Source organism: Pseudomonas sp. LBUM1676, from assembly GCF_059695605.1.
In genome coordinates this window covers 609,353-630,707 of record NZ_CP166777.1, presented here as the reverse complement: position 1 = coordinate 630,707, position 21,355 = coordinate 609,353, and the positions used below count along the sequence as shown (strand labels likewise).

22 protein-coding genes are annotated in these 21,355 nt (G+C 61.6%); 18 read left to right on the top strand and 4 right to left on the bottom strand.

The genetic code is table 11. The annotated features are described in order from the left end of the window. Positions 1-3: 3 nt before the first annotated feature. The 4 genes from cobJ to cobG are packed head-to-tail and all read right to left on the bottom strand — an operon-like array spanning position 4 to position 4,364. Entirely contained in the window at positions 4-1,707 is a 1,704-nt protein-coding gene (gene cobJ, locus ACA041_RS02840; RefSeq protein WP_497439797.1) for a precorrin-3B C(17)-methyltransferase, read from the bottom strand. Further along, positions 1,707-2,438 carry a precorrin-2 C(20)-methyltransferase gene (locus ACA041_RS02835; RefSeq protein WP_497441997.1) on the bottom strand — a complete coding sequence of 244 codons (732 nt, stop codon included), beginning with the start codon at positions 2,436-2,438 and terminating at the stop codon, positions 1,707-1,709. Before ACA041_RS02835 ends, cobJ begins: the two co-directional genes overlap by 1 nt. Beyond that, on the bottom strand, positions 2,438-3,064 hold the full coding sequence (locus ACA041_RS02830; protein ID WP_497439796.1) for a precorrin-8X methylmutase: 627 nt from the start codon (positions 3,062-3,064) through the stop codon (positions 2,438-2,440). Before ACA041_RS02830 ends, ACA041_RS02835 begins: the two co-directional genes overlap by 1 nt. Continuing rightward, the gene (gene cobG, locus ACA041_RS02825; protein ID WP_497439795.1) at positions 3,057-4,364 is read right to left on the bottom strand and encodes a precorrin-3B synthase; all 1,308 of its coding nucleotides are present in this window, start codon (positions 4,362-4,364) and stop codon (positions 3,057-3,059) included. The genes ACA041_RS02830 and cobG overlap by 8 nt, the downstream gene beginning before the upstream one ends. Before the next feature lie 131 nt (positions 4,365-4,495). Here cobG and cbiE point away from each other — a divergent pair, with 131 nt between their 5' ends. The 18 genes from cbiE (at position 4,496) to ureC (ending at position 21,326) form a co-directional block, all read left to right on the top strand. After that, the gene (gene cbiE / locus ACA041_RS02820) at positions 4,496-5,707 is read left to right on the top strand and encodes a precorrin-6y C5,15-methyltransferase (decarboxylating) subunit CbiE (protein WP_497439794.1); all 1,212 of its coding nucleotides are present in this window, start codon (positions 4,496-4,498) and stop codon (positions 5,705-5,707) included. Then, positions 5,700-6,797, top strand: a complete 1,098-nt coding sequence (locus tag ACA041_RS02815) for a cobalt-precorrin-5B (C(1))-methyltransferase (RefSeq protein WP_497439793.1) — start codon at positions 5,700-5,702, stop codon at positions 6,795-6,797. The genes cbiE and ACA041_RS02815 overlap by 8 nt, the downstream gene beginning before the upstream one ends. Beyond that, positions 6,794-7,513, top strand: coding sequence for a cobalt-precorrin-6A reductase (locus ACA041_RS02810; protein WP_497439792.1), 720 nt, complete (start codon positions 6,794-6,796; stop codon positions 7,511-7,513). The genes ACA041_RS02815 and ACA041_RS02810 overlap by 4 nt, the downstream gene beginning before the upstream one ends. A 253-nt stretch (positions 7,514-7,766) precedes the next feature. Next, positions 7,767-8,165: a DUF2946 domain-containing protein gene (locus ACA041_RS02805; RefSeq protein ID WP_497439791.1), complete on the top strand. Its 399-nt coding sequence runs from the start codon at positions 7,767-7,769 to the stop codon at positions 8,163-8,165. 48 nt (positions 8,166-8,213) lie between these two features. Beyond that, on the top strand, positions 8,214-8,693 hold the full coding sequence (locus tag ACA041_RS02800; protein ID WP_497439790.1) for a copper chaperone PCu(A)C: 480 nt from the start codon (positions 8,214-8,216) through the stop codon (positions 8,691-8,693). Between the two features lie 21 nt (positions 8,694-8,714). Continuing rightward, positions 8,715-9,170: a DUF2946 domain-containing protein gene (locus tag ACA041_RS02795; protein WP_497439789.1), complete on the top strand. Its 456-nt coding sequence runs from the start codon at positions 8,715-8,717 to the stop codon at positions 9,168-9,170. Between the two features lie 176 nt (positions 9,171-9,346). Further along, positions 9,347-10,720, top strand: coding sequence for a PepSY-associated TM helix domain-containing protein (locus ACA041_RS02790; RefSeq protein ID WP_497439788.1), 1,374 nt, complete (start codon positions 9,347-9,349; stop codon positions 10,718-10,720). Positions 10,721-11,046: 326 nt separating this feature from the next. After that, positions 11,047-12,312, top strand: coding sequence for an urea ABC transporter substrate-binding protein (gene urtA / locus ACA041_RS02785; RefSeq protein WP_497439787.1), 1,266 nt, complete (start codon positions 11,047-11,049; stop codon positions 12,310-12,312). A gap of 164 nt (positions 12,313-12,476) precedes the next feature. After that, complete coding sequence (gene urtB, locus ACA041_RS02780; protein ID WP_497439786.1) at positions 12,477-13,979, top strand: urea ABC transporter permease subunit UrtB; 1,503 nt, start codon at positions 12,477-12,479, stop codon at positions 13,977-13,979. Next, positions 13,979-15,058 (top strand): urea ABC transporter permease subunit UrtC, encoded by a 1,080-nt coding sequence (gene urtC, locus ACA041_RS02775; RefSeq protein ID WP_497439785.1) that lies wholly within the window; start codon positions 13,979-13,981, stop codon positions 15,056-15,058. The genes urtB and urtC overlap by 1 nt, the downstream gene beginning before the upstream one ends. Then, complete coding sequence (urtD, locus tag ACA041_RS02770; RefSeq protein ID WP_497439784.1) at positions 15,055-15,927, top strand: urea ABC transporter ATP-binding protein UrtD; 873 nt, start codon at positions 15,055-15,057, stop codon at positions 15,925-15,927. Before urtC ends, urtD begins: the two co-directional genes overlap by 4 nt. A gap of 140 nt (positions 15,928-16,067) precedes the next feature. Continuing rightward, complete coding sequence (gene urtE / locus ACA041_RS02765) at positions 16,068-16,766, top strand: urea ABC transporter ATP-binding subunit UrtE (protein ID WP_497439783.1); 699 nt, start codon at positions 16,068-16,070, stop codon at positions 16,764-16,766. Positions 16,767-16,796: 30 nt separating this feature from the next. Further along, on the top strand, positions 16,797-17,636 hold the full coding sequence (locus tag ACA041_RS02760; protein WP_497439782.1) for an urease accessory protein UreD: 840 nt from the start codon (positions 16,797-16,799) through the stop codon (positions 17,634-17,636). Positions 17,637-17,795: 159 nt separating this feature from the next. Then, entirely contained in the window at positions 17,796-18,098 is a 303-nt protein-coding gene (ureA, locus tag ACA041_RS02755) for an urease subunit gamma (RefSeq protein WP_497439781.1), read from the top strand. Between the two features lie 9 nt (positions 18,099-18,107). Then, complete coding sequence (locus ACA041_RS02750) at positions 18,108-18,641, top strand: GNAT family N-acetyltransferase (protein ID WP_497439780.1); 534 nt, start codon at positions 18,108-18,110, stop codon at positions 18,639-18,641. Positions 18,642-18,647: 6 nt separating this feature from the next. Continuing rightward, a complete protein-coding gene (locus ACA041_RS02745; protein WP_497439779.1) occupies positions 18,648-19,181 on the top strand; it encodes a GNAT family N-acetyltransferase in 534 nt (177 codons plus the stop codon). Continuing rightward, positions 19,181-19,486: an urease subunit beta gene (locus tag ACA041_RS02740; RefSeq protein ID WP_007937136.1), complete on the top strand. Its 306-nt coding sequence runs from the start codon at positions 19,181-19,183 to the stop codon at positions 19,484-19,486. Before ACA041_RS02745 ends, ACA041_RS02740 begins: the two co-directional genes overlap by 1 nt. Positions 19,487-19,625: 139 nt before the next feature. Beyond that, positions 19,626-21,326, top strand: a complete 1,701-nt coding sequence (gene ureC / locus ACA041_RS02735) for an urease subunit alpha (protein WP_497439778.1) — start codon at positions 19,626-19,628, stop codon at positions 21,324-21,326. The last annotated feature ends 29 nt before the right edge of the window (positions 21,327-21,355 follow it).

Here is a 21,355-nt window from a genome sequence, read left to right as displayed (position 1 = left end):
TATTCAGGACACTGGCTTGGTGTCATACCAGCGCGGGGTATATACCCACTGCCCCCCATCGGCCCGGGGAAATACGCATGTCATGGATGAACCAATCAGCACCATGGTTCGCATATCGACCTGATCGGGGGTCAATTGCCCGAGTGTGGTAACGCGCAAGGTCTGACCCGGACGGCCGATGTCCCTGCCCAGCACCACCGGTGTTTGTGGCGTACGGTGCCGGGCGACGATGTCCAGTGCCTTAGCTAATTGCCATGGGCGTGAACGCGAAATCGGATTGTAGAAAGCCAGAGCCAGATCAGCCTGGGCGGCCAGATCCAGACGCTTCTCGATGATTGCCCATGGTTTCAGGTTGTCCGACAGCGACAGCACACAGAAGTCATGGCCCAACGGTGCACCGGCCTGGGCAGCTGTTGCCAATGAAGCAGAGACGCCTGGCAGAATCTCCAGATCAACGTCGTGCCACGCTGCATCGGTGGACTCATGCAAGGCTTCCAATACCGCAGCAGCCATGGCGAAAACCCCCGGGTCACCAGAGGAAACCACCACGACTGACCGCCCTTGCGCGGCCAGTTCAAAAGCATGCCGTGCCCGCTGCATTTCTTCGCGGTTATCGGTGCAATGCAGTATCTGATCGCTGCGAAATGGTCCAGCCATGCGCACATAGGTTTCGTAGCCCAGCACATCGCTGGCCTTGGCCAGCTCTGCCTTGACCGCCGGCACCATCAATTCGGCAGCACCAGGGCCGAGACCGATCACCGCCAGACGACCTCGGGGTCGACCTATCTGCGACGGATCCAGCGGCTGTTCGGCGACCGCGATAACTATCTCATCGTCGCCGAAGATAGAAACAGGCTGCCCGATGGCATTGGCAGCCAGCTTATCGACAGCGCCTGCATCGCCGGAAAAACGCAACGGCACGCCCAGTTCGAGCGCCGCTTCGCGCAATGTCGGGTTGGCCACCTCGGTATCGGCGGCCAGCAGACAGGCCACCGATTGCAGCGCTATTTTTGCCTGATGCAACGCGTGGCGAATGGCAACCGGCAAACTGGCCGTGGAGGCACCCACCGCAACTACAACATTGCGCGGATAGATCAACAGTTCATTATTTGCAGGCTGGCGCTCGGTATGCCCAACGTGAACGGTCAGCCGCGCTTGCGAATTTTCAGGTAATTGCGCGTGGGCCAACCAGGGCGCTGCACCTTCGATGCGCACCGATTCACCGGCCAGCAAATCGGAAACAAAGCGTTTGCCCTGTTCCAGGTCGCCCAAGGCATAACCACTGGGCGGATTGAGCAGGCACGTGCCGAAACGCAATTCACCGCTGGTGGTGATAGCCGCCGCTACATCCAGAGCAGCCGCCATCTCCCGCGCCATAACGTTCACGCCGCTCAATCCACCGAGCAGCGGCACCACCGCGCTGCCGTCTTCGGCAACGGCCAGCACCGGCGGTTCGACGCCCTTTGCAAGAAGCAACGGCGCCAGTGTGCGGATCACAATGCCAGCCGCGCACAGGGCAATGATCGGTGTGTCCTGTCCATAGAGTTCACGCAAGGTCGTGCCGAACTCGTCATAGACACGGTCCGCCCCCTCGACCCGCCCGGCCAGGCCATGGATCAGGGCGCCCGGGTACAACTGTTGAATGGTTTGCGCGGTAGCGAGGCTGCCGTTGCCGAGAATGACGATTGCCGGAGCTGGACGTGTCATCAGCCTTGCCACCTTTCACCAGGAACGATGATCAAAGAGAAGTATGGCGAGGACATCGGTTCGACTTGATCCATTGGAACGATCTTCTGATTGGCCATGGTCGCACGCTCTACATACAGCGCACGACCGGCCAGGCCAAGTTCCTCAAGTACTTGTCGGACCTTGGGGAAGTTGCGTCCCAGCTTCATGATCACCGCCGCGTCGGCATCGGCAAGACGGCGTTTGAGATCTTCGTGCGGCAGCACTCCGGACAACACCGAGAGGCTCTGGTTGCGGTACACCAGCGGTGCACCCAACACCGAGGCACCGCCGAGCATGGAGCAGACACCGGGCACGACTTCGGCTTCGTAGCGTTCGGCCAGGCGATCATGCAGATACATATAGGAGCCGTAGAAGAACGGATCGCCTTCGCAGATCACTGCCACGTCACGGCCGGCATCCAGATGCGCGGCCAGTTCTTCGCCAGCCGCATCGTAGAAGTCGCTGATGACCTGTTCATAGGACAACGGTGCAGGCAATGCCTCTGTGGTCACCGGGTAAACCAGCGGCAGCAAGGTTTGCGCATCCTGCAGATGCGCCTCGATGATACCGAAGGCATTACCCTTTTTTCCCTTGGCAACGAAGTATGCCACCACGGGCGATTCACGCAGCAGGCGCAGGGCCTTGACGGTAATCAGTTCGGGATCGCCAGGGCCAACGCCAAGGCCGATCAAACGTCCAGGTTGCTGCATCATTCGATCTCCGTGGCGAGGGCATTGACGGCGGCGGCGGCCATGGCGCTACCGCCCAGCCGGCCTTGCATGATGACGAAGGGCACACCGCGACTGTCAGCGGCGAGTGCGGCCTTGGATTCGGCGGCACCAACGAAGCCCACCGGAAAGCCGAGGATCAACGCCGGTTTCGGGGCACCGGCGTCGAGCATTTCCAGCAGATAAAACAGTGCAGTCGGCGCGTTGCCTATGACCACCACACTGCCTTCCAGGTGCGGACGCCACAGTTCCAGGGCGGCAGCGGAGCGGGTGTTGCCCAACTCCCGGGCCAGGTCTGGAACGCTTTCATCACGCAGGGTGCAGATGACCTGGTTGTTCGCCGGCAAACGGGTACGGGTCACGCCTTCGGACACCATCCGCGCGTCGCACAGGATCGCTGCGCCGCCAGCCAGCGCAGCGCGCCCGGCTTTGCCTGCACCTTCGGAGAATTGCAGGCCGTCAATCGCATCGACCATGCCGCAGGCGTGAATCACCCGTACCGCGAGTTTTTCCAGGTCAGCCGGAATCCGGTCGAGGTTGGCCTCTGCGCGAATGATCGCGAAAGAGTTGCGATAGATCTCCTGACCGTCGCGGATGTAATCAAGCATCAAGGGGGCTCCGTGAGCGGTCGTCGAGCAAGGCTGCGACCGCTTCAATAGTAAGGTTGCGTGCGTGCAGGGTGCCGAAACCGGGATGCCCTGCATCGCGAAAATAGAGGTCGTAGTGACCGGGGGCGACGGCCAGCAAAGTGACCGGCGCGATATGCGCGGCGGCACAGGATCGCGAGCAGCCGGATAAATGCACGTTCAGGACCTGACCATGACGTTGAAGCAACGCGGCCAGTTGCAGTGCATTGCCTTTGGTGTCAGCCAAGCCTCTGCCGCAGCCGGTCGAACCGGTGCAGGCGATCAGCCGTGACACTATCTGATCGGCATCACACAGCAGGCCCAGCCATTCAAGCTGTCGGATGACTTCGGCAACGTCCTCTTTGCGCACATTGGGCACCACCAGACTTTGCCAAGGCGTGAAACGCAGGCTCGTATCGCCGAACCTGGTCGCCAGGTGTGCCGCGCCTCGGAGCATCGCCGGGCTCAGCCGACCCAGTGGTGGCACGGCACCGACGTACAGGTGCCCGCTTTCGGCCTGCGGATGGACGCCAATGTGCAGTACACCCGGACTCGAGGAGCGTCGCCAATGGGTGATCGACTTCAAGTGCACGCGCTCAGCCAGACGTGCGAGAAACTCGGCGAGTGGGAACTCCGCCAGCAAATGACGCATGCGTGTCTGGTCGGGGCGTGCCAACTCAAGGAACAACTCAAGCACCGCGACCACCAACGCGTGGCCGTCCTCCGCTCGCACCGCGCTGGCTGGCGCATCGGTCGGGCAACCGGCCAGCCCGAAGGCCAGCCAACATTCGCCGTCTTGTTCAACAGCGCTCAACCACAAATCATGGGGGTGTTCGAGCATCGCCAATGCCTCACCGCCATCCAGTTGCACGGCGAACTTGGCGCTGAGCGCGTGGAAGCGCGCATGACTTTGCACAGTGGCAAGAATCTGTTCGGCCAAGGGTCGCGTATCGAAAATGCTCAGACGATCAATCCCGGCGCTTGGGCTGAGCATCAGATTGCGCACATCATCGCCAGCGGCGGTTTGTGGCCCCAGACCTGCGGCGAGCAGGTTGTCGATCAACGCCGCCTGTTCGCTGCCAATACCGCGTATCTGCAGGTTGGCGCGATTGGTCGCCTCGATCACGCCGCTGGCAAACCGTTCGGCGGCACCTGCCACCGCCTCGGCCTGAACGGCGCTGATCCAGCCACCGTTCAGTTTGATCCGACAAATACCGCCATCCAGCGCGGGAACGATCCGCAGCAACCCCGGACAAGCCGAGGGGCGTAAGGCGATGGACATCGGGCGTTCGTTCAAGAGGGCAACCAGCTGTGTGGGAAAGGCGCTTCGCGAGCGAAGGCGCGTTATTATGCCTGCTTTGTTCGACGGCATGAAAAGCCTGCCCGTCGGAACAGTATGTTTGAGGAATATAGATGTCGCGCTGGCTGACGGTAGTAGGGATCGGTGAAGACGGCTTCAAGGGCCTGGGCAAAAATGCCCGACGCGCCCTACTGGGTGCTTCGCGGATCATGGGCGGTCAGCGGCAACTGGATTTGCTGCCGGTATGCATTCGCGGCGAGCGGCAGTTGTGGCCCAGTCCTTTCTCCCTTGAGGCGGTATTGGCACTTCGCGGCGAGCCGACCTGCGTGCTGGCCAGCGGCGACCCGATGTTCTTCGGTGTAGGCGCCAGTCTCGCGCGACGTCTGCCCAGCGATGAAATGCTGATCCTGCCGGCGCCCTCTTCCTGCTCTCTTGCCGCCGCGCGAATGGGTTGGCCGTTGCAAGACGTGGTGACACTGTCGGTGGTCGCCCGCCCCATCGCTGCGATCAACGCACAATTATTCAGCGGTGTTCGTCTGCTGGTGCTCAGCAACGACGGTCGAACCCCGGTCGCCGTTGCCGCGCTGTTGCGCGAGCGCGGGTTCGGGCCGAGTCGCCTGAGCGTGCTGGAACATCTGGGTGGTGAAGCCGAACGGCGCATCGACGGTGTCGCGAACGAGTGGACTGATCCCGAAGTCGCCGACTTGAACCTGATCGCCATCGAATGCATTGCCGAATCAAGCACGCCGCGACTGTCACGATTGGCCGGGCTGCCGGATTCGGCCTTCAAGCACGACGGTCAACTGACCAAACGCGATGTGCGCGCCATTACCCTCGCCCGCCTCGCCCCGGCCCCCGGCGAGCTGTTGTGGGATGTCGGCGCCGGCAGCGGTTCGATCGGCATAGAGTGGATGCGCGCGCACCCCAGCTGCCGCGCATTGGCGATTGAAGCCGATGACGGCCGACAGCGATTGATCGAGTACAACCGCGATGTCCTCGGGGTGCCCGGCCTGCAATTGATTCGCGGCAGCGCACCGCAAGCCCTGGCCGGACTCGAACGTCCGGATGCGATTTTCATCGGCGGCGGCGTGACCCGCGAGGGCGTGCTGGACACCTGCTGGGCCCAGCTGAAACCTGGCGGCCGGTTGATCGCCAATGCGGTCACGCTGCAAAGCGAAATGACCCTGATGACCTGGCGCGAGCGGCACGGCGGCGAATTGACGCGCATCCATATCGCGCAGGCGCAGCCGTTGGGCGACTTCGACACTTGGCGCCAGGCGTTGCCGATTACCCTGCTGGATGTGGTCAAACCCTTCGATGCGTGACGAAACCGCCGAACAACCCGCCCCGTTGCGCAGCGGCCTGACCACTGGCAGCTGCGCCACGGCTACCAGCCTGGCAGCGGCTCGACTGCTGCTCGACGGAACGAGTACCGACGCCGTGGAAATCGTCCTGCCGAAAGGCAAGCAGGTGCGAATGCGCCTGGAATTCTGTCGGCTGCTGGATGGGGGCGCCGAAGCCGGAACCATCAAGGATGCCGGGGACGATCCGGACGTGACCCACGGCGCGCTGCTCTATTCACAGGTTCGACTCAATGCCGAGCCGGGCATTCGCTTCAGTGCTGGTCGTGGCGTCGGCACTGTCACTCGGCCCGGACTGGTGCTGGGCGTCGGGGAGCCGGCGATCAATCCGGTGCCACGCAAGATGATCAGCGACCACCTGACCCTGCTGGCCGAGGAACTCGATTACCGCGGCGGTTTCGAGGTCACGGTGAATGTCGAAGGCGGCGAGGCGCTGGCGTTGAAAACCATGAACCCGCGACTGGGGATTCTTGGCGGGCTGTCGATTCTCGGCACCAGCGGCATCGTCCGGCCGTTCTCCTGCGCCGCCTATATTGCCTCGATCCATCAGGGTATCGATGTGGCCAAAACCAACGGCTACCTGCACATCGCCGCGTGCACCGGCAACGCCAGCGAAGACACCATGCGCCGGGTTTACGACCTGCCGGAGATCGCCCTGATCGAAATGGGCGACTTCGTGGGTGCAGTGCTCAAACATTTGCGCAAGGTGCCGGTAGACAAGCTCAGCCTGTGCGGCGGCTTTGGCAAGATCAGCAAGCTGGCAGCCGGGCACATGGACTTGCACAGTCGGCATTCGAGCATCGACCTGCCGCAACTGGCCGAGTGGGCCGCTGCGGTTGGTGCCGATGGGGCGTTGCAGCAGGCGATCCGCGAGGCCAACACCAGCCAGCAAGCCCTGGCCATGGCCAGCGCCGCCGGGATCGCACTTGGCGATGCGGTGTGTCGACATGCGCTGAATTTCGCCCGTAGCGTGGTGCCGGCGCAGGTTCAGGTGGAAGTATTTGCCATCGATCGACAGGGCGGGGTCGTCGGCCACGCGGGAGCTTTTCAATGAAACGCATTTTGTTGCTGGGCGGTGTTACGGAAGCCTTGGCCATTGCCCGAACCCTTGGACCTGAACACATCTACAGCCTGGCCGGGGTCGGTCGCGTGCCGACGGATCTGACTTGCCAGGTTCGCGTCGGCGGCTATGGCGGAGCCGAGGGACTGGCGCAGTTCATCCGCGATGAAGGCATCGATCTGCTGCTGGACGCGACTCATCCTTACGCCGCACAAATCAGTCAGAACGCAGCGACCGCTGCTTGCTTGAGCGGTATTCCCTGCTGGGCGCTAAGGCGTCCGGCCTGGCAACCTCAAGCCGGGGATGACTGGCGCGAGGTCAGTGATTGGGCCGAGTTGATCGAAGCGCTCAAACCCTTCCGGCGACCGCTGTTCACCCTTGGCCGCGAACCCTTGCAACACCTGCATGAAATCCCGCCGGAGCAATTCTGGACCCTGCGCGCACTGGACGTTTATCCGGGCAACGAGCGCTGTGAAGTAATCGGTGCCCGTGGGCCCTTCCTGATCGATGATGAACGCGAGCTGTTTGAGCGACGGCGGATTGATGTGCTGATCAGCAAGAACAGCGGCAGCACGGCTACCGAGCCGAAGCTGGAAGTGGCGCGGGAGCGCGGGATGCCAGTGATTGTTTTGAAGCGGCCGGTGTTGACGGGGGTTGATCGGGAGTTTGGGTCGGTAGGTGAAATCGTGGCCGCACTGACGCGTCAATAATTGTGGCGAGGGAGCTTGCTCCCGCTGGGCTGCGAAGCGGCCCAAAAAAAGGGACTGCTACGCAGTCCAACGGGAGCAAGCTCCCTCGCCACAAGATCGTAGGCTAGCCACAACTCCTACCGGCGTTTCGAGTGACAGCCGCTACACTCATCTGAAACACGCTGCGACACCACACCGCACGCCGCTTTTTTACTTATCGGCCCTGATCAGGCTAAATAGCCGCGCCTGATCGCCCACCCACCGGATCTGTCCCATGTCCCGACAACGGCTCGCAATTGCCTGGATCGCCTGCTTTGCAGTGCTGTTCAACATGCTCGCCATGCCGATGACCGGAGCGATGGCGCAGACGGCGAAATCGCCAGCCGAACAATTGTTGTGGGGGAGTTTCTGTTCGTCCAGCGGCACGAAGCTGGTGGCGATTTCCCTGGGCGATATCGAGCAGAAAGCGCCGCACAGTAACGATAGTTCCACCATGCAACATTGCTGGTGCTGCTCCGGTTCCGCGCCACTGGTGGCGTTGCCCGGGCATGTGCCGCAGCTGTATTACACGCGATTCGAGGCTAATCGAAGCCGGCCCGATGCCACGCTTGAAACGCCCACTCCCCGCCAGCAATGGCCGAGCCTGAACCCCCGCGCTTCTCCTCTGGTGTGATTCCTTCTCGCAATTGACCTGCGTTTTGAATCGTTCCGGAGAACTGCCATGTTGAACAAACTTATCGTTCTGGCTGCGTTGCTGCTGCCTGCCTGCTTTGCCAATGCCCAAGACTACAGGGCCGGGGAGCTGGAAATCGCTCACCCCTGGTCGCAGGAGTTGCCGCCCAATGCCCCGACCGTCGCGGCTTACTTCGAGATTCATAACAGCGGTAAAACCGCTGACCGGTTGCTCAGTGTCGAGTCGCCCATTGCCGGCATTGCCCAGTTGCATGAGCATGTGAAACAGAACGACCTGATGAAAATGCAGCAGGTGCCGAGCGTCGAAATCCCGGCTGGCGGCACAGTCGTTTTCGCCCCGATGGCCTATCACGTGATGCTGCTGGAGCTCAAAGACCGCAGCCTGCTCAGCGATGGCAAACGCTTTGCACTGACGCTGCATTTCGAGAAGTCCGGTGACGTGACCGTCGAAGTCGCGGTGCAGAAAAAGGCACCCGATGGCCCGCAAACCCATGCGCATGTCCAGTAGTCAGAAGAGCTGAACACGCCCATGCGCCCGCTTAGCGCCAGGTTATCCACGAGCCGTCGTCAGCCTTTGAGCCTGACCCGCGGCCGCTGGATCGGCCTGTTCGCCATGTTGATGATCTTTATCGGCCCGCTGATTTCCCAGTCGATGCCGATGGATCAGCGCGCCTCGGCAGTGATGAAAATATCCATGAACATGTCGATGGACGTGAACATGGACATGTCGGTTATGGAGCACGCGCAGCCGGGTGCACACCCCGCCGAGCACTGTCCTCCGCAGGCAGAACATCATGCGCTGTGGGAAAAATGCGGCTATTGCAGCCTGCTGTTCAACTGCCCTGCGCTTACCGGCGGCCAGTCCTTCGTCGCATTCGACACACCAACAGCCACAACCTATGCCACCCACTCCACCCGCCAGGGTCATGCCCGCGCCACCGTCTTCCCCGGCGCCCGCACCCGCGCCCCGCCCCTCGTCGCGTAAACACCGCCTCCGATCTCCCACAGTCCAGAAGACAGCCGCAGGCTGCCGGCCATGTCGTTCACGACTGTTCGATGGGTTTGATGATGTCCTTGCCAGGAGCAAGGCTTGCCCGCGATCGGTTGCGCAGAAACCGCCTATAGACAACTAAAAGATCCAAGCCAAGCGGAGCACACGTGATGCAACAGCCCAAAGTGAATTTCTACAACCTGGCCTGGCGCTGGCATTTCTATGCCGGTCTGTTCGTCGCGCCTTTCATGGTGATGCTGGCCCTGACCGGTGTCATCTACCTGTTCAAGCCGCAACTCGATTCGCTGATGTACGGGAGCCTGCTGAACGTCCCGGCCGGGCATCACAGCGTCCCGGCCGACGATCTGCTCAAGCGTGTGAATAGCGCCTACCCACAGGGCCAGGTCACGCAATACCTGCCGCCGGTCAACGCCGGACGCAGCGCACAATTCGTCATCACCAATGCCGGCCAGGAGCTGAACGTATTCATCGATCCGTATCACGGCGACATCCTCGGCGAGCAAGACGCCAAGAAAAACCTGCAAGCGGTGGCTCGCGCCATTCACGGCGAGCTGATGATTGGCACCGTTGGTGATCGACTGGTGGAATTGGCCGCCGGCTGGGGCATTGTGCTGGTGGTCTCCGGGGTATTCCTGTGGTGGCCGCGAGGCCAGGCAGCCGGCGTCTTGTGGCCACGCCTGAGCAGTCGCGGACGCGTGCTTTGGCGTGACTTGCATGCGGTCACCGGGTTCTGGGGCGCCGCGTTTCTGCTGGTGATGCTGCTCAGCGGCATGACCTGGACCGGGTTCTGGGGCAAGCAATACGCCGGCGTGTGGAACGTGTTCCCGGATGCGATGTGGAATGACATGCCCAAGTCCGATGTCGAGGCGCGCAGCCTCAACAGCGCCACGCGCCAGACTGTGCCGTGGGCCATGGAAAACACGCCGATGCCGATGTCCGGAGACCACGCCGAACACATGGCCCACGATGGTGCGCAGGCCGGCCCTGCCGCCCCCACCATCAGCCTGCAAGATGTGCAGAATATCGCCGAGCAACGCAAGGTCGAGCCAGGCTACAGCATCACCTTCCCGACCACGGCCACCGGTGTATTCACCATCGCCGTCTTCGCCGACGACCCGCGCAACGACGCCACCCTGCACGTCGATCAATACACCGGCGACGTCCTCGCCGACGTACGCTGGGAACATTACGGCAACGTCGCCCGCGCCACGGAAATGGGCGTGATGCTGCACGAAGGCAAGATGTTCGGTGTGTTCAACCAGATCATCGTGCTGCTGATCTGCCTGATGATTCTGCTCAGCGCCGTCAGCGGTGTGGTGATCTGGTGGAAGCGTCGTCCCCAAGGCAAGCTCGGGGTTCCGCCCTTGCGTCACGATCTGCCGAAATGGAAAACCGCGACGGTCATCATGTTGGGGCTGGCGATCGCGTTTCCATTGGTGGGTGCTTCGCTGGTGGTGGTGTGGCTGCTGGATCGGCTGCTGTCGCGATTCAATCGGCAAACCGAACCTGCTTCTTCAACCTGAAACACCCCGGTCTCCCTGTAGGAGCGAAGCTTGCTCGCGAAGGCGCCGTGTCAGTCTGCATTGATGTCGACTGACACACCGCTTTCGCGAGCAAGCTTCGCTCCTACAGGAGATCAGGGATTGCGATTGCTACGCCCCAATCTGGCGCAACTGCCCGCACCCATGCGCCAGGCGCGGTCCTTCATGGTGCATTGCTAAAACCCGCAACCGCTCTAACACGACATTTCCCTGCCTTTTGCCGACCAGGCACAGCCCTTGCTAAAGACCCTTCAGTAGTCCGCATCTGCCAACCAAGAAAAATATCCAACGTTCATGGAGATCGCACAATGAAGCGTCGCAGCTTGATCAAGGCTTTCACACTATCGGCAAGCATTGCCGCGATGGGCATGACCTGGACTGTCCAGGCCGCCGAGACCATCAAGGTCGGTATCCTGCATTCGTTGTCCGGGACCATGGCGATCTCCGAGACCTCGCTCAAGGACATGGCGTTGATGACCATCGACGAGATCAACGCCAAGGGCGGCGTGAACGGCAAGAAACTCGAAGCGGTGGTGGTCGACCCGGCGTCGAACTGGCCGCTGTTTGCGGAAAAGGGCCGTCAGTTGCTGACCCAGGACAAGGTCGCCGTGGTCTTCGGCTGCTGGACCTCGGTGTCGCGTAAATCGGTGCTGCCGGTGTTCGAAGAACTCAACGGCCTGCTGTTCTACCCGGTGCAGTACGAAGGCGAAGAGATGTCACCGAACGTGTTCTACACCGGCGCCGCGCCGAACCAGCAGGCGATCCCGGCAGTGGAATACCTGATGAGCGAAGAAGGCGGCAGTGCCAAGCGTTACTTCCTGCTCGGCACCGACTACGTCTACCCGCGCACCACCAACAAGATCCTGCGCTCGTTCCTGCACGCCAAAGGGGTGGCGGACAAGGACATCGAAGAGGTCTACACCCCGTTCGGCCACAGCGACTATCAAACCATCGTCGCCAACATCAAGAAATTCTCCGCCGGTGGCAAGACGGCGGTCATCTCTACCGTCAACGGCGACTCCAATGTGCCGTTCTATAAAGAACTGGCCAACCAGGGCCTGAAAGCCACCGACGTTCCGGTCGTAGCCTTCTCGGTCGGTGAAGAAGAACTGCGCGGCATCGACACCAAACCGCTGGTGGGCAACCTGGCGGCATGGAACTACTTCGAGTCGGTGGAGAACCCGGCGAACAAGAAGTTCGTCGCCGACTGGAAAGCCTACGCCAAAAAACACAACCTGCCGGGCGCCGACAAAGCGGTGACCAACGACCCGATGGAAGCCACCTACGTCGGCATCCACATGTGGGCGCAGGCGGCTGAAAAAGCCAAATCCACCGATGTCGACAAAGTCCGCGAAGCCCTGGCCGGCCAGACCTTTGCCGCGCCGTCCGGTTACACCCTGACCATGGACAAGACCAACCATCACCTGCACAAGCCAGTGATGATCGGCGAGATCCAGGCTGACGGTCAGTTCAACGTGGTGTGGCAGACCGAAGGGCCGATCCGTGCCCAGCCGTGGAGTCCGTTCATCCCGGGTAACGACAAGAAGCCGGAGTATGCGGTGAAGAGCAATTAAGCCACCTGGATGTCGGGCCTGAACAATTCGTTCAGGGCTGACATAAATCCCTGTGGGAGCGAGCTTGCTCGCGATGGCGTTGGGTCAGGCAACATCCATGTTGAGTGATAGACCGCTATCGCGAGCAAGCTCGCTCCCACAACGTCCGTGCAAGGCGACTTTCCATGCCCACCGCCCTTTACCGCGTCATTCTCGCCATCGCATTGTTGTTACCGATGGCCGCCCACGCCAGTGACGCCGAAGACTTCGTCGCGGCCAATCCCGTGCAGCAAGCGAAACTGCTGGAATCCTGGGCCGCGCAGCCCGATCCGGCCCGTGTCGAACTGATCAACGCCCTGCAACAAGGCGAATTGACCATCGACGGCCAGCCGAAAACCCTGCGCCTGAACAATCGCCTGCGAGGTCTGATCGACACCGCACTGGCCAGTCACCAATTGCTCGCCGCCGACGCCAACATCCGATTGGCCGCCGCGCAGCAATTGCAGAAAAGCGCCAAACCCGCGCAGCTGGCATTTCTCGGCCAGCGGTTGGCTGGCGAACAAGACGAAAACGTTCATGCGGCGCTAAGCCTGGCCCTGGCCAGCCTGCAATTGGTCGATACCGACCCGGCGGTGCGTCTCGCCGCTGTGCGTCTGCTTGGCGAAACCGGCGACCCACTGGCCCGCACCCGCCTGGAAGGCTTGCTTGAACCCGGCGTCGAAGCCGATGCCACAGTGCGTACCGCAGCGGAGACCAGCCTGGCCCAGGTCAAGCGCAAACTGTTGATCGGCGAGGTACTCGGCCAGGCCTTCAGCGGCATGTCCCTCGGATCGATCCTGCTGCTGGCAGCCCTCGGCCTGGCGATCACCTTCGGCTTGCTCGGGGTGATCAACATGGCCCATGGCGAGATGCTGATGCTCGGCGCCTACTCGACCTACGTGGTGCAGTTGATGTTCCAGCGCTTCGCCCCGCAGGCCATTGAGTTCTACCCGCTGATCGCCTTGCCGGTGGCGTTTTTCGTCACTGCCGCGATCGGCATGGCGCTGGAACGCACCGTGATTCGCCACCTCTACGGCCGACCGCTGGAAACCCTGCTCGCCACCTGGGGCATCAGCCTGATGCTGATCCAGCTGGTGCGCCTGATGTTCGGTGCGCAGAACGTCGAGGTGGCCAACCCGGCGTGGTTGTCGGGCGGGATTCAAGTGCTGCCGAACCTGGTGCTGCCGTACAACCGCATCGTGATCATCGCCTTTGCTTTGTTCGTGGTGGTGCTGACCTGGTTGCTGCTGAACAGGACGCGCCTTGGCCTGAACGTGCGCGCCGTCACCCAGAACCGCAACATGGCGGCCTGCTGCGGCGTGCCGACTGGCCGCGTCGACATGCTCGCCTTCGGCCTCGGCTCGGGTATTGCCGGTTTGGGTGGCGTCGCATTGAGCCAGATCGGCAACGTCGGCCCGGACCTCGGCCAGAGCTACATCATCGATTCGTTCCTGGTGGTGGTGCTCGGCGGCGTCGGCCAACTGGCCGGTAGCGTGCTGGCCGCGTTCGGCCTGGGCATCGCCAACAAGATTCTCGAACCGCAGATCGGTGCGGTACTGGGCAAGATCCTGATCCTCGCGCTGATCATTCTGTTTATCCAGAAACGTCCGCAAGGCCTCTTCGCACTGAAAGGACGGGTGATCGACTGATGAACCAGCCTCTGATGCTCACTGCCAGCCAAAAGGCTGGCCCCAAAATCACGATCGCGGTCGGCGCGGTGGTCCTCGTTCTGCTGCTGACGTTGCCGCTGCTGTCGCTGTTGTCGTCCGACAACGCGTTTCACGTCTCGGCTTATACCCTGACACTGGTGGGCAAGATTCTTTGCTATGCCATCGTCGCCCTGGCGCTGGACCTGGTCTGGGGTTACGCCGGCCTGTTGTCCCTGGGCCACGGTCTGTTCTTCGCCCTTGGCGGTTACGCGATGGGCATGTACCTGATGCGCCAGGCCTCGGGTGATGGCTTGCCAGCGTTCATGACTTTCCTGTCGTGGACCGAATTGCCATGGTACTGGACCGGCACCAGCAGCTTCCTCTGGGCCATGTGCCTGGTGGTATTGGCCCCGGGACTGTTAGCGCTGGTGTTCGGCTTCTTCGCCTTCCGCTCGCGGATCAAGGGTGTGTATTTCTCGATCATGACCCAGGCCCTGACCTTTGCCGGAATGCTGCTGTTCTTCCGCAACGAAACCGGGTTTGGCGGCAACAACGGCTTTACCAATTTCCGCACCATTCTCGGTTTCGGCATCACTGAACCGGGCACCCGCGCAGTGCTGTTTTTCGCCACGGTGGTGTTGCTGGTGGCGAGCCTGTTCATCGGCTGGCGTCTGGCCCGGAGCAAGTTCGGCCGGGTCTTGACCGCCCTGCGCGATGCGGAAAATCGACTGATGTTCTGCGGTTACGATCCGCGGGGCTTCAAGCTGTTTGTCTGGGTGTTGAGTGCGGTGCTGTGTGGCCTGGCGGGCGCGTTGTATGTGCCGCAAGTCGGGATCATCAACCCGAGTGAAATGTCGCCGACCAACTCCATCGAGGCGGCGGTCTGGGTCGCACTGGGTGGTCGCGGCACCTTGATCGGTCCGCTGCTCGGCGCCGGGGTGGTCAACGGGATGAAGAGCTGGTTCACCGTGGCATTCCCCGAATACTGGCTGTTCTTCCTTGGCGCGCTGTTCATCGTCGTGACCCTTTATCTGCCCAAAGGCGTGATCGGGCTGTTGAAAAAGAGAGGTGAGCAATGAGAACCCTTGCGACGGCTGAATTCATGCTTGAGCCGGCCTTTTTTCCGCCGCTGGAACCCAACAGGGACGCCGGCAGCAGCCGCGACGCCATCGGCCTCGGCCAGAGCGCCGGCAAGGGCCTGAACACCCGCCACGGCACCATCCTGACGCTGGAAGACATTAGCGTCAGCTTCGATGGCTTCAAGGCCTTGAACAGTCTCAACCTGTACATCGGCGTCGGCGAACTGCGCTGCATCATCGGGCCCAACGGCGCGGGCAAGACCACGCTGATGGACGTGATCACCGGCAAGACCCGACCCAGTCACGGCAAAGCCTGGTTCGGTGAAACCCTCGACCTGACGCAGATGAGTGAAGTGCAGATCGCCCAGGCCGGCATCGGGCGCAAGTTTCAGAAGCCAACGGTGTTTGAAGCCTTGAGCGTGTTCGAGAACCTGGAGCTGGCGCAGAAAACCGACAAGTCGGTCTGGGCCAGCCTGCGGGCTCGTTTGAGCGGCGAACAGAGAGATCGCATCAGCGAAGTGCTGGATACGATTCGCCTGACCAGCTCGGTCAATCGCCCGGCGGGCTTGTTGTCACACGGTCAGAAGCAGTTTCTGGAGATCGGCATGTTGTTGATGCAAGACCCGCAATTGCTGCTGCTCGATGAACCGGTGGCGGGCATGACCGATGCCGAAACCGAGTTCACCGCCGAACTGTTCAAACGTCTGGCCGGCAAGCATTCGCTGATGGTGGTGGAGCACGATATGGGGTTTGTCGGATCGATTGCCGACCACGTCACCGTGTTGCATCAGGGCAGCGTGCTGGCCGAAGGATCGCTGGAACAGGTGCAGGATAACGAGCGGGTGATCGAGGTATACCTCGGTCGCTGAACCTGCCAACACGGTCACTGTGGGAGCTGGCCTGCCAGCGATAGCAGTGGGTCAGACAACATCAATGCGGGCTGTGCCGCCCCCATCGCTGGCAGGCCAGCTCCCACAGGGGTCCTGTTTGAAATTCAAGGAATTTGAACATGCTGCAAGTCGACAAGCTGCACCAGTACTACGGCGGTAGCCACATCCTGCGCGGCCTGACGTTTGAAGTGAAGGTCGGTGAAGTCACCTGCCTGCTCGGCCGTAACGGCGTCGGCAAGACGACCCTGCTCAAATGCCTGATGGGGCTGTTGCCGGCCAAGGAAGGCGTGGTGAACTGGGAAGGCAAACCGATCACCACGCTCAAACCGCACCAGCGGGTTCATGCAGGGATTGCCTACGTACCTCAGGGGCGCGAGATCTTCGGCCGGCTGACCGTGGAAGAGAATCTGCTGATGGGCCTGTCGCGATTTCCCGGTTCCGAAGCCAAGGAAGTTCCGGCATTTATCTACGAACTGTTCCCGGTGCTGCTGCAAATGAAACATCGGCGCGGCGGTGACTTGTCCGGTGGTCAGCAGCAGCAACTGGCGATAGGCCGGGCGCTGGCCAGCCGTCCAGGGTTGTTGATTCTCGACGAGCCTACCGAGGGCATTCAGCCGTCGGTGATCAAGGAGATCGGCGCCGTGATCAAGAAGCTTGCGGCCCGTGGTGACATGGCGATTCTGCTGGTGGAGCAGTTCTACGATTTCGCGGCCGAACTGGCCGATCAATACCTGGTGATGTCCCGGGGCGAAATCGTGCAGCAGGGTCGCGGCGAAAATATGGAAGCCGAGGGTGTTCGCGGTTTGGTTACGATCTAATCTGTAGCGTCCTGACGATAACTGGAAATCATGAACTTACCTGCCCCCACTGCGCTGTTTACACCGAGCTGGCACGCCGAGCTGGAACTGGGCTATGCCCGGTTCGGCGACTGCACGCGCCCGGTCCAGCGCCGGCACAAAGGCCCGCTGCGGGTGCAGAAGCACCTGTATGCCGAGGGACCGGAAGTTTGTCAGCACATCATCGTTCACCCCCCAGGCGGGATTGCCGGTGGTGACCGGCTGGACATCTCGGCCAGCGTCGGCAGCGATGCCTGGGCACAAATCACCAGCCCCGGTGCCGCCAAATGGTATCGCGCCGCCGGGCCCGCCTATCAGCAGTTGGACTTGAAAGTCGCGTGTGGTGCGACACTGGAATGGTTGCCCCAGGAGACCATCATTTTCAGTGCGGCGCAGGCCGAACTCAGCACATCCATCGACCTTGAAGGGGATGCCCGGTTGTTTTACTGGGACGTGGTGGCGTTGGGCCGGCCGGCCAGCGGCGAGCGCTTCGACCTCGGGCATTTTCAGGCGCAGCTCGATATCCGTCGCGACGGCCAGTTGCTCTGGCACGAACGTCAGCGCATTGTCGGGGATGATGGCTTGCTGGATTCGCCGATCGGCCTGGATGGGCAACCGGTGTTTGCGACGTTGCTGGTGACTGGTGAAATCGATAGCGACTTATTAGAGCGTTGCCGTTCGCTGCCCAATGAGGTGCGCGGGGATCTGACGCAGTTGCCGGGCTTGCTTGTGGCCCGGTGTCTGGCAAGCGAGGCGCTGTTGGCCCGCGGCTGGATGATCGAATTATGGCGGTTACTGCGCCCTGCACTGCTGGGCAGGGAAGCCGTCCCCCCCAGAATATGGAGCACCTGAAACGCGATTTAAAGGTGGGAGCGAGCCTGCTCGCGAAGACGGTGACACATCCGACATCCATGTGACTGATACACCGCATTCGCGAGCAGGCTCGCTCCCACAGGTAAGGCGTTCACAGATCTGAATGACTTTTTAACTGCCGATTATGGATTCCAAACGATGGACCTGACCCCACGCGAAAAAGACAAGCTGCTGATCTTCACCGCCGGCCTCGTGGCCGAGCGGCGTTTGGCTCGCGGCGTGAAACTCAACTACCCGGAAGCCATGGCCTACATTTCCGCGGCGCTGCTCGAAGGTGCCCGCGACGGCCAGACCGTGGCCGAACTGATGCACTTTGGCACCACCCTGCTGAGCCGCGAACAAGTGATGGAAGGCATCGCGGAGATGATTCCGGAGATTCAGGTAGAAGCGACCTTCCCCGACGGCACCAAACTGGTCACCGTTCACCAACCGATCGCCTGAGGTCGCGTCATGACTTACCACATCCGCGATGCAGCGCCTGCCGATCTGCCGGCGATTTGCGATATCTACAACGATGCCGTACTCAATACCACGGCGATCTGGAACGAACAGGCCGTGGACCTAGTCAACCGCCAGACCTGGTTCAGCGCCAGGCAAGCCCAGGGTTATCCGATCCTGGTGATCGTCGACAGCGATAACAGGGTGCTGGGATACGCTTCATTTGGGGACTGGCGGCCGTTCGACGGCTTCCGCCACACCGTCGAGCATTCGGTCTATGTACGCAGCGATCAGCGCGGCAATGGCCTGGGCCCACAGTTGATGGACATCCTGATCGAACGCGCCAGAGGTTGCGACAAGCATGTGATGGTTGCCGCCATCGAAAGCGGTAATGCCGCGTCCATTCGGCTGCATGAACGCGCCGGTTTCGTGACCACCGGACAGATGCCCCAGGTGGGCACCAAGTTCGGCCGCTGGCTGGACCTGACCTTCATGCAGCTGACCCTCAATCCTGGCGCGCAGCCACCTGCCGCCCACAAGGAGTAACGTCCGATGAACGCCGCCCAATTGCGCCGCGTCAATGCTGAAAGTTTTGCGCACTATCGTCAGGGTTTGATTGATCTATTGCTCGACGCCGTGGGTTATGGCGCCAGCGTCGGGTTCATGGCCAATCTGAACGCCACTGAAGCACGCGCCTACTTCGATGATGTTCAAGAGCACCTGAACAAGGGCAACGTGCTGCTGTGGGTGGTGGTCAAGGACGAACAGGTACAGGCCAGCGTGCAGCTGACCCTGTGCCAGAAAGCCAATGGCCTGAACCGTGCCGAAGTGCAGAAGATGCTGGTGCGCGAACACGCGCGTCGCCGGGGGTTGGGTCAACAGCTGATGAGTGCCCTGGAAACGGCCGCCCTCCAGCACAAGCGCGGCATGCTTTACCTCGACACCGAAGCCGGCTCCCCTGCCGAGGATTTCTACAAGGCGCTGGGATACACCCGCGCCGGTGAAATCCCCGACTACGCCTGCGACCCGAGCGGCCGCTACAAACCCACCGCGCTCTATTACAAGATCCTCCAGGGAGCCCATTGATGATTCCCGGTGAATACCAGATCCAGTCCGGCGACATCGAACTCAACGTCGGCCGCCGCACCCTCAGCCTGAAGGTGGCCAACAGCGGCGACCGGCCGATCCAGGTCGGCTCGCACTACCACTTTTTCGAAACAAACGACGCACTGACCTTCGACCGCGCCGCCAGCCGCGGCATGCGCCTGAACATCCCCGCCGGCACCGCCGTGCGCTTCGAGCCGGGGCAGAGCCGCGAGGTCGAGCTGGTGGATCTGGCCGGGCATCGCCGGGTGTTCGGGTTTGCCGGGCGGATCATGGGGGATCTGTAAGTAATACGGTGTCTGTTCTAGCTCCTTCGCGAGCAGGCTCGCTCCCACAGGGGAATGCGATCAACTGTGGGAGCGAGCCTGCTCGCGAAAGTGAGCGCAGCGAACGATTTCAAACTCAATTGAATCTCAAGGCGAATGAATGAAGATTTCCCGTCAGGCCTACGCCGACATGTTCGGCCCTACCGTCGGTGACAAGGTCCGCCTGGCCGACACCGAACTGTGGATCGAAGTGGAAAAGGACTTCACCACCTACGGCGAAGAAGTGAAATTCGGCGGCGGCAAAGTCATCCGCGACGGCCAGGGCCAAAGTCAATTATTGGCCGCCGAAGTCGTCGACACCCTGATCACCAACGCGCTGATCATCGACCACTGGGGCATCGTCAAGGCCGACGTCGGCCTCAAGGACGGGCGTATCGCCGGCATCGGCAAGGCCGGCAACCCGGACATCCAGCCCAACGTCACCATCGCGGTCGGCGCCAGCACCGAAGTCATCGCCGGTGAAGGCATGATCCTCACCGCCGGCGGCATCGACACCCATATCCACTTCATCTGCCCGCAGCAGATCGAAGAAGCGCTGATGAGCGGCGTCACCACCATGATCGGCGGCGGCACCGGCCCCGCCACCGGGACCAACGCCACCACCTGCACCTCCGGGCCTTGGCACCTGGCGCGCATGCTCCAGGCCGCCGATGCCTTCCCGATGAACATTGGCTTCACCGGCAAGGGCAACGCCAGCCTGCCAGAGCCGTTGATCGAACAGGTCAAGGCCGGCGCCATCGGCCTGAAGCTGCATGAGGACTGGGGCACCACGCCCGCCAGCATCGACAATTGCCTCAACGTCGCCGACCAATACGACGTGCAGGTGGCGATCCACACCGACACCCTCAACGAGTCCGGCTTTGTCGAAACTACCCTCGCCGCCTTCAAGGGCCGCACCATCCACACCTATCACACCGAAGGCGCCGGTGGCGGTCATGCGCCGGACATCATCAAGGCCTGCGGTTTGCCGAATGTGCTGCCAAGTTCCACCAACCCGACCCGGCCGTTCACCCGCAACACCATCGACGAACACCTCGACATGCTGATGGTGTGCCACCACCTGGACCCGAGCATCGCCGAAGACGTCTCGTTCGCCGAAAGCCGTATCCGCCGCGAAACCATCGCCGCCGAAGATATCCTGCACGACCTCGGCGCGTTCTCGATGATCAGCTCCGACAGCCAGGCGATGGGCCGGGTCGGCGAAGTCATCACCCGCACCTGGCAGACCGCCGACAAGATGAAAAAACAGCGTGGCCCGCTACCCGGTGATGGCGAAGGCAACGACAACTTCCGCGCCAAGCGCTACATCGCCAAGTACACCATCAACCCGGCGATCACCCATGGCATCAGCCATGAAGTGGGTTCGGTGGAGGTCGGAAAATGGGCGGATCTGGTGCTCTGGCGTCCAGCCTTCTTCGGCGTGAAACCGACACTGATCCTCAAGGGCGGCGCCATCGCGGCCAGTCTGATGGGCGACGCCAACGCCTCGATTCCGACGCCGCAACCGGTGCACTACCGTCCGATGTTCGCCAGTTACGGCGGCTCGCTGCACGCCACCAGCCTGACCTTTATCAGCCAGGCGGCGCAAGAGGCAGGCTTGCCGCAAGCATTGGGTTTGAGGAAGAAAATCGCCGTGGTCAAAGGCTGTCGCGACGTGCAGAAAACCGACTTGATCCACAACGATTATCTACCGAGCATCGACGTCGATCCGCAGACCTATCAGGTCAAGGCAGACGGTGTGCTGCTGTGGTGCGAACCGGCGGATGTGTTGCCGATGGCCCAGCGGTATTTCCTGTTCTGAATGCTGGGCATAAAAAGGCCTGGGTGCAA